Origin of the sequence: Bacillus sp. B2-WWTP-C-10-Post-4 (genome assembly GCF_009183805.1) — a bacterium.
Classification (GTDB): domain Bacteria; phylum Bacillota; class Bacilli; order Bacillales; family Bacillaceae_G; genus Bacillus_A; species Bacillus_A cereus.
Genome location: NZ_WEII01000059.1, coordinates 22189 through 29667 on the forward strand (window position 1 = coordinate 22189; position 7479 = coordinate 29667).

Consider the following 7479-nt stretch of genomic DNA (forward strand, 5'->3'; position numbering starts at 1 on the left):
AGAAGGATATCTTATTGTGTTGATTCATCTAATTATACTATATTTTATTCTCATTTCCTATTTCTCATGTAATACCAATCTGTTAATTTATAAAGTACGTCTTCCTTACCAACCCAATTCCAACCAACTCCACTTCCTCCAGGGAATGGATCGTCAGGAAATACTCTTCTTTTTATGAAATCATCATACGCAACACCCTTAATCTCTACTTGCTCAGTTAAACATAAACTCATTTCATTGATACCTGCTGGAGCTGTTTCTACATTAAAAGTGTATATACCATCTTTTGTCTTCAGTGGTGAATACCATTTTTGGCCACCATCAATGATTTTCTCTTGTCCATCCCAATATAAAGACTTAGTTGGTCTTTTACTATCAAAAACATGTCCTGTTGCTTCAGATAAATACATATTTTTAGGTAGGAATTTTGCTGTAGTATCTTTAAGTTCTTTCTTCTCTAAATCTTGAGTAGACTTTAATCCTTCGTCTGCAAATGGGTATTGTGCCTTAGCAGCAGTAAATACACCAGGGTAATTCGCATTCCAATCATTTTTGTACTTACCGTTTACTTCATACGAAAATCCATAACCAGAATGTAGCTTAGAAGGAGCTAAATTACCAATACTCCCTGTCAAAGTTTCATAATACATTTCCCCAGTTATATCTTCTTTTGATACACGTTCACTTACTGTTTCTACTACACCTTTTACACTCGTTACACCACACATTGCCTTTTCTTTTGAAGGCTCATAGATTGCTGTTTTAATAGGATTATTTTTGTACGTAGTTTCCTCGATGTCTATACGATTACCAGCAGGGTTAATTTCCGCTTGAATTGTTCCTTTACCTTTATGTTGCCAGTCAAGGTTCAGGGTTTTCTTTTCTCCCTCAGTTAATCTTACCTTTTGTAAAGCTACTTGTTGTCCGTTATGTTTTAACACAACTACTGTTTCAGGATTCATATATTTTTCTTCTAATACATCTAACTTTTTAATTTTATTCTTCTCTTTTTCTAGTTTCTGCCTTGCATTATCTAGCCTACTTGCCGCACTATCTAGTTTATTTTCTTCCCAAGAGCAGTCTCTATCATAATAGTGGTCCTTTCCCTCGGCATCTACTTCATGAATTGGATTACGACGACAATAACTTAAGCTGGATTGTGCACTATCTCTATCAGATTCAGTGCTGTTTATTTCTTGTTGAGACTTATTAATATTGTTGTTTACTTTTGCTCTATATTGATCACGCTCTAGTTTAAAATTATCACGTGATACATCTACTCTTGTTTTGATATTCTTTCCTTCTCTTGCTGTTTCTCCTTCAATTCGGTCAGCAGAGAAATCAATTTTATATTTAAAGTCATCTTCATTACCTGGATCTGGGTTAGGTGTTACTTCAGTACCGCAGTTGCCATCAACATTAAAGTTAACAGTCTTTTCATTTGAATCCCTATGTACAGCATCTGTTGCTTTAATTTTCGCAGTATATTGCCCACACAATTGCGGCTGCCAGGTTATATCTTCTTTTTTAAATTGCCCTGCATCTCCTTCATTTGGTTTTTGGTTATCTTTTTGTGGAGTTGAACGTAAGTAATTTTCTTGATGATGAACAGTTTCGCCATCTTTTATAATATCAAGAATCCACTTGACTCGATTACGTTCACCGGCTGCCGCTTGATATGGATTTACTGTTGTCCCATTTGGATCTCTATCATTGTATCCCTTATTCTTACTTACATATTCGAAACCGTTAAATGTAAATTTCACAGGTACATCTTTTTTCCCACTAGACGCTTTAAAATCTTTTAGTTCAGGCTTACTAGTTCGTACATACCATAAGCTATAATTATTAACCTCACTTACTCCACCAGCTCCCGCATATCCACCAGAAAGATATGCAATATCACGAATCCAATAGAATAACCCATATCTTGAACCTTTTGTATTTACAATTTGATGTGATTTTAAATTTTCTAAAACAAACTCTGAATTCCCCCAATATTTATTAGCGATAACCGCCGAATCAATTCGTTCTTTCTCAGTTATCATCCTATCCCCAACAGTAACCGATGGATTGATATAACCTTCATTTGAAATTCGTACATACGGTTCACTTGAATCGGCATTTTGAACTAAATTTTCCCATGGATTCTCCCAATTAAAAGCCCCATTATATACAGCTGGATAATGCAAATCAGATAAATACATTAAGCGATTAGCTTCATATCCCTTTCCTGGACGTAAGTATTTCCCCTCCATTTGCAATTGTCCAGATAAAAGATAAGTATCCTCTTTCCCATCGAAGAAGGGAATATCATTATTCTTAGCATCTACCGAAATAGGTAGTATCAGCAGTAGTGATGTACAAGCAAAGAGTATTTTCTCTTTAATTTTCATGAATATTCCTCCTGAATATAAAAAAGGACACACCCGTACCATTGGCTGGTACGAAAGGTGTGTCCTTTACGTAATTTTAAAATCCGTATATTAAACTATATATTGATTCTAGCAAATTTTATTTCTCTTTACAATTACTTTATTTACTTTCTACTTGAATATACATCATTTTATCAGCAGTTGAATGCCCAATACGAACTTTATGGTTTTGAGTAGTGTAATTATTAATCACTTGAGCATCTACTGTCTCTTGGATTTCTTTATCTAAATTTAATTCAGGATTTATGAAAGTAACCCATTTCTTAGTTAATTCGACTGTTGCTTTATTATTATATAAGAAGACGATTTCAAAATTATTTTTATCTGTTGCATCAACATAGAATTGTGCTCCAATTGAACCTGCTGGTAAATACATATCTTTATCAATAAGTTTAACGTATACCCCAACATCGTTATACTTTAAATTAGTATTATATTTTTGATTGATAGAGCTAACAATATCTTGTCCCTCTTTGGTTACTAGTTTTTGAACAGTAACGTTATTGTTAAAAGCTTCTTGATTAAATTCCATATCATTAGTTGCTAAATTTTCATTTAACCCTACTGGCAATTTAATTTCTGGTTTTTCTTCAGGTTTTTCTTCAGGTTTTGTTTCAGGCTTTGGATCTGGCTTCACTTCTGGTTTTTCCTCTGGTTTTGTTTCAGGCTTTGGATCTGGCTTTACTTCTGGTTTTTCCTCTGGTTTTGTTTCAGGCTTTGGATCTGGCTTTACTTCTGGTTTTTCCTCTGGTTTTGTTTCAGGCTTTGGATCTGGCTTTACTTCTGGTTTTTCCTCTGGTTTTATTTCAGGTTTCGGATCTGGCTTCACTTCTGGTTTTGTTTCTTTTTCAACTGCATTAATAGAGTTATATAAGAACTGACTATACGCTTCACGTGTTACAAACATTTTTGGAGAATACATATTATCTCCTGTACCAATTGTAACCCCATTTTGCTCTAATGCACTAATTGCACTGTAAGACCAAGAATTTTTATCAACATCTGCAAATTTTGTTGTTTTCGTTGCCTTAAATTTAAAAGCATTTGTAAGCACTTGTGCCATTTGTTCACGAGTTAAAATATCATCTGGACCATACTTCCCATCACCAAATCCATTTACAAGTCCTGCTTTAGCAAGTGCTAAGATTTCTTTTTCAAACAAATGTCCTTTAATATCAGTAAAAGGATTTTTGAAGCTAGCATCTGCATCTGCTGGTTTTACGTACATATAAATCATACGAGCAACTTGCCCACGAGTTACATTATCACCAAAGCCAAAGATATTATTTCCGTACCCTTGCACTACTTTACGATTTGTTAAATCATAAATTGCTTTTGTAGACCAGTGATTTGCTGGAACATCATTGAATTTTAATGAGTCTGTGTTATCAGCCTTAGCAGTAAATGCTCCTGCTCCTAGTAATGATGTACCCATTATTGTTAGTGCTGTTGCTGTTTTTAAAAATTTGTTAGCCATTGTTTGTTCCTCCAAATATATTAGTTTTTCATAGATTCTTTTATTGTACCTAATTTAAACATAAAATCTAGATAATTTAACATATAAATTAATTAATTAACATTTTTTATAACTTCTGTTCTATATAGGTATATTTTTCTGACAAAAAAACTATACTTTTCAGCATAGTCTTTTATAGTACAAATCTTAGAATTTTCATTACTTAAAATATACTTGTCCCAATCCCTCTTTACTCGCCCATATCGGAGCTTTTATGCCATCTACACCAATCAGCTTAAATATGAAGAAATGGTGTTCTGCTTTCACCTTAAAAGAAAGGGATTGATTATGATCGATGCGTCCCTTTGTATACTCATACTTCCATCCATCCATCTTTTCTTCTTTCATTCTTTTCTCTATCCCAGGGACTAAATCCACTCTTTTTCCATTGTAATCATATTGAAATCCACCCTTATTTTCTGCGTTTTCTACCATATCAGCAGCAAAGTTATGTGCTTTCACTAACTGTATTCCATACAAAACGCCTTCGGGTAAAAGGCTAATTAATAATAAAGAAAAGGTAAGGAATAGAGCCGTAGTTACTGTATTTTGCATTTTTAATGCACCTACTCTTTTTCTTTATTTTACGTTTCCACCTAATTGTTTTTCTTTTCCATTCGCATCATAAATAATAATACTTCTCGCTTTACTCTTTATCGTTTCTTTTTTTTCATCAAATTGCTTAAAATAACTAGCAGCTTCTGCATCACCTTCGACAGCAATCATTGCTGGTTTTTCCTGTACATCATGTACAGTGAAGTTACGTTTTGAAGCGGGATCTTTAAAATCCGCATTACCATTATACGCCTTTTCAAACTCTTGTTTCGCTTTTTCTGGATCAATAGCTATTTCTTCTTCTGCACGCAGAGTACCTACTTTTACAGACTTAGCCACAGCTATCTCGCCTCCCCTTTCTAAAGACGATTTATTATCAGTATGTGTTGTATCTCCAATCACCATATCAGTTACAAAGAATAGACAACCTACAAATAACAGCAACATACTTGCTGCAACAATAAACTTTTGCATTCCTCTTCAGCCTCCTTAACTTTCAGACTTTCGAAATCGAAATCCACTTAAAATGGAACTTTTTTTGGAATTCAACAATTGATTTGGTAGCAATAACTCTGCTATTTCCTTCATTATTTCTTCTAACTCTTTATAATAGTTACGACTTGATAGTAACGTATTACTATTCAATTGTGACTCAAACACATCTTCTATTTCATATGGTGGTAAAGCAGTTAATACCTTATCTCCAAAGCATTCTTCTACTATTTCATGCTTTAAAAGTGCAGGAGAAAACTTATTCCCAATGATCCTCACTTTCTCTAAAGCTAAGTAAGAAACGAGCTTTCTCTCTTTTTGTGTAAGAGGATGCGCTATCTTTAGCAATTGATGCAGATCTGGTTCCGCTACAAAGAATATGTAATCCGCCATTTCACATATCTCATGGTATAAATCTTTATCCCAATCGCTCCCTGCATCAATAATAGATATAGGTGCTTCTTGGTTGGCCAATAAAACCTTAATAAAATGGTCGAAGTCCTGCTCTGTTTCGTTTTGAAGCTCTTGGTCAACTATAGGATTCTTTACAATATAATTTATTCTTCCTTGCTTCCATTTTGGAATTAATAATATATCAGATTCCTTCTGTAGCATCTCTTTATATCGCTGCAACATAAATTCACTACGATAGTTTTCTGGCGCTTCTGTATATCCCTTTAATAACGGATACGTATAACCATCATCATATAGATTCTCTATATAATTCACATCAATCTGTAGTTCATTTAAGTAAGCGGCTAAAAGATGTGAAACAAAAGTGGCACCACTTCTCCTATTCATGTTGGCCACAACAATTGTTCTTCTTGGAATAGCAATACCAATTTGTTTCTCATATACTGGCTCAAAAGCCAATTTATACTGTTTTTTTATAATTGGCGCTCTTGGCGTTTCTTCCTGAATAGACTTACGCTTTTGTTTGTTTTTAAATAATTTTAAATTAGAGTGTGATTCACTGTTGTTACCTTCCTCTAATTCACTTGATACTTTCGCTTCTTCCTCATCAAAAGGCACTTCAGGCAATTTCGTATGTTGCGGTGCTTGACTTGCTCTTACAATTTCCACCACATTTTTAATATCCGATTCCTGTAGCAGCTGCGGGATGACTTTATTATCAATATCAATTTTACGAGAGTTAAAAATGTCATAGATACCTAGATAAATCAGCTTCGCTAAAAATTCATCATTATTTTCACGCTCTGTAAATACTACAATGCGAATATCCCGCTGAAAGCGAATGTCTCTTAACTTCTGTAAAATAATTAATTCTCGCTTATCTTCGTGTCCCGCATCAATATTTAATCGTTTGTCATTAATACATAGAATATCAGGTTGCTCCGTATCTAGAATTTCATCTAAATACTTTATGTGCATAACATCACTATCAGCTACTTCAAATCCTGCACCAACAAAATCCTCACGTAAATATGCCGTATACACAGTATCACTAATAGCTAATACAATCTTTTTCATTATAAAAAACTCCTCTTTGATAGAAAATCACTTTAAAGTAATAGCATGTTTTCAAAAGGCACTTTTGTTGCGTTTTGTATTTTTGTTAATAGTTCGGTGAGAAGCGATTCTATTTCAAATCCATCCAAATTACATGGCATATTATCAATAAGGTTATATTTGACTCTAACCTCTAAACGATCCTCTATTTCTTCTAACGGCATCGCACTAAATAAACTCTGTTCATATATAAATCCATCCTGAAGATTTTTTTGTATTTCTGTCTTGTCTTTGTAAACAATGGTTACTTGTGCTAATTCAATAAAAGGATTATCTAAAGTTAATTTTGTATTCCAGTTTAGACTCCAGATTTCACAGCGGCCATCCGCATGCACAACATTAGCAGCTACAGATGGAGTAATTGTAAATAAACGATCTACTGGAACATTTGTAAAAGTAGTTGTTTTTCCTTCAACTACTTTCAGTCCTCTTTCCTCACGTTCATGCTCAAGCGAAATTTCCGCACCAAACAATGCAATTTCACAAAATACTTGTTCCATTATGGGTTTAATGCCTTCATACGTTCGAACAGCAAATACACTAAATTCTTGTGTTTCATCCGTTCGAACTAATTCATAAATGCTAAATTCCGCTGCATTTACAATTGCAAAAGGAATATCTTGTACAAAATTAGGATTTATAAATAGAGAATCCGGAATCACTGTCTCTGGATGTTTGAAAAACTCTAAACCAAGCTGATATCCTTTTAAAAATGCATTCTTAGCAGCAGCTGGGAATAATGTTTCAAATCTTTTGAGATTGCTTTTAAATTGCTTCTCTTCGACCTCGTTATTAAATTCTCTATCTTGTAAAATGTTTACACGATCAGCAAGCAGTAAAAAATAGTAGTTAATAAGAGAATTAATTCTCTCCTCAAAAACTTGATTATCTTTACAATATTTATCAAATCTTCTTTTACTTTCACTAATAATTTCATTCATTCTTTAATAC

At 33.6% G+C, this 7479-nt stretch carries 6 protein-coding genes; all 6 read right to left on the reverse strand.

What is annotated here, in order from left to right:
* Positions 1-50: 50 nt before the first annotated feature.
* The 6 genes from GBN78_RS20165 to GBN78_RS20190 all read right to left on the reverse strand — a co-directional run bounded on the left by GBN78_RS20165 (position 51) and on the right by GBN78_RS20190 (position 7469).
* On the reverse strand, positions 51-2396 hold the full coding sequence (locus GBN78_RS20165; protein WP_000692852.1) for a hypothetical protein: 2346 nt from the start codon (positions 2394-2396) through the stop codon (positions 51-53).
* A gap of 139 nt (positions 2397-2535) precedes the next feature.
* Positions 2536-3912 carry an S-layer homology domain-containing protein gene (locus tag GBN78_RS20170; protein ID WP_152127653.1) on the reverse strand — a complete coding sequence of 459 codons (1377 nt, stop codon included), beginning with the start codon at positions 3910-3912 and terminating at the stop codon, positions 2536-2538.
* 198 nt (positions 3913-4110) lie between these two features.
* Positions 4111-4506, reverse strand: a complete 396-nt coding sequence (locus tag GBN78_RS20175) for a DUF4320 family protein (protein ID WP_001181729.1) — start codon at positions 4504-4506, stop codon at positions 4111-4113.
* A 24-nt stretch (positions 4507-4530) separates the two neighbouring features.
* Positions 4531-4980 carry a hypothetical protein gene (locus tag GBN78_RS20180; protein WP_001168897.1) on the reverse strand — a complete coding sequence of 150 codons (450 nt, stop codon included), beginning with the start codon at positions 4978-4980 and terminating at the stop codon, positions 4531-4533.
* A gap of 15 nt (positions 4981-4995) precedes the next feature.
* Entirely contained in the window at positions 4996-6489 is a 1494-nt protein-coding gene (locus tag GBN78_RS20185; protein ID WP_000724987.1) for a CpaE/TadZ family protein, read from the reverse strand.
* Between the two features lie 32 nt (positions 6490-6521).
* Positions 6522-7469, reverse strand: a complete 948-nt coding sequence (locus tag GBN78_RS20190; RefSeq protein WP_001002553.1) for a hypothetical protein — start codon at positions 7467-7469, stop codon at positions 6522-6524.
* Between the last annotated feature and the right edge of the window lie 10 nt (positions 7470-7479).

What these genes read in the sequence shown, in the direction of transcription:
- GBN78_RS20165 (WP_000692852.1), bottom strand. Translation starts at nt 2,396, where the DNA reads ATGAAAATTAAAGAGAAAATACTCTTTGCTTGTACATCACTACTGCTG.
- GBN78_RS20170 (WP_152127653.1), bottom strand. Translation starts at nt 3,912, where the DNA reads ATGGCTAACAAATTTTTAAAAACAGCAACAGCACTAACAATAATGGGT.
- GBN78_RS20175 (WP_001181729.1), bottom strand. Translation starts at nt 4,506, where the DNA reads ATGCAAAATACAGTAACTACGGCTCTATTCCTTACCTTTTCTTTATTA.
- GBN78_RS20180 (WP_001168897.1), bottom strand. Translation starts at nt 4,980, where the DNA reads ATGCAAAAGTTTATTGTTGCAGCAAGTATGTTGCTGTTATTTGTAGGT.
- GBN78_RS20185 (WP_000724987.1), bottom strand. Translation starts at nt 6,489, where the DNA reads ATGAAAAAGATTGTATTAGCTATTAGTGATACTGTGTATACGGCATAT.
- GBN78_RS20190 (WP_001002553.1), bottom strand. Translation starts at nt 7,469, where the DNA reads ATGAATGAAATTATTAGTGAAAGTAAAAGAAGATTTGATAAATATTGT.